Origin of the sequence: Cohnella sp. (assembly GCF_041641335.1) — a bacterium.
Lineage (GTDB): Bacteria > Bacillota > Bacilli > Paenibacillales > Paenibacillaceae > Cohnella.
Genome location: NZ_JBEPYQ010000045.1, coordinates 49,669 through 50,598 on the forward strand (window position 1 = coordinate 49,669; position 930 = coordinate 50,598).

Consider the following 930-nt stretch of genomic DNA (forward strand, 5'->3'; position numbering starts at 1 on the left):
GACCCGTCTGCCAGAGAAAATAGGTTGTTTAGGCTCATCGGGTCCATGGGAAGGAAGCGGATCATGATCCAAAAAACTGGCTTTCGAGGTGTACGCTTCTTCCGTGAATTGAACCTTAATCCTTTAATGCGGCGGTGACGATTGCGATGCAATTGTTCCAGTCGTTTGGAAGTGTGCAGCCCTTCCTTCGGATTCTTCCCCTGACGAAGGATCCCTGAGTAGTGCGCCTTCAACTTGTTGTAGTACTGATTGATCGCTTTGATACGCTTGCCCTTCACCAACACAGGCGGCAATCCTGTTGTGGTGACCATGGTTGCAAGATTATCAATGCCCAGATCAATCGCCATGTAGCGCTCGTTGTCCGACTGTTCCGTTTCTATCCAGTGTTCAAAAATCAACTCCGCCACATATTGGCCATACCGGGGCACTACGCGCACATGCTTCAGCTTTCCTCCGGTGTACCCCAGCTTTCCGATGTTTAGCCGGACATTCGTCATCGGAAACTTGAGAAACTTCCGCTCCTTGATGACACAGTCCTGATTCGTGAATAGGATTTCTTTGCCTTTCGCTTTACAGTATGACGGAATACGCGGAGTTCCTTTGTATTTCTCCGGATGCTGCCGGTAGTCCCGTATGCTCGCAAAGAACGATTTCCACGCCTGAAACATGCTTTTCATCACCCACTGAGCGCTTTGTGCCGGAAGCGCCCGATAATCCGCCTGACCCATCACTTTGAACAAACCATCCATGAAGTGATAGCCGATCATCGGACGATCTGCCGAAGGCAAATCCGTTATAACGAACATCCCTGCGCTCTTCTGCGGGCTTGCGTTGTTCCCTGTCAAGTCTTGAACAATACGCCTCAAACTGACTTTCATTCATGGGTCCGATGTATTGTTGCAGGGTGTTCAGCACTTCCAGCTGCAGAGG

General features: G+C 50.1%; 1 protein-coding gene. It reads right to left on the reverse strand.

Going from position 1 to position 930, the window contains the following annotated elements; genetic code table 11:
* On the reverse strand, positions 1-806 hold an 806-nt coding region (locus ACESLM_RS16025), incomplete at its 3' end, for a transposase (RefSeq protein ID WP_483862602.1).
* Between the last annotated feature and the right edge of the window lie 124 nt (positions 807-930).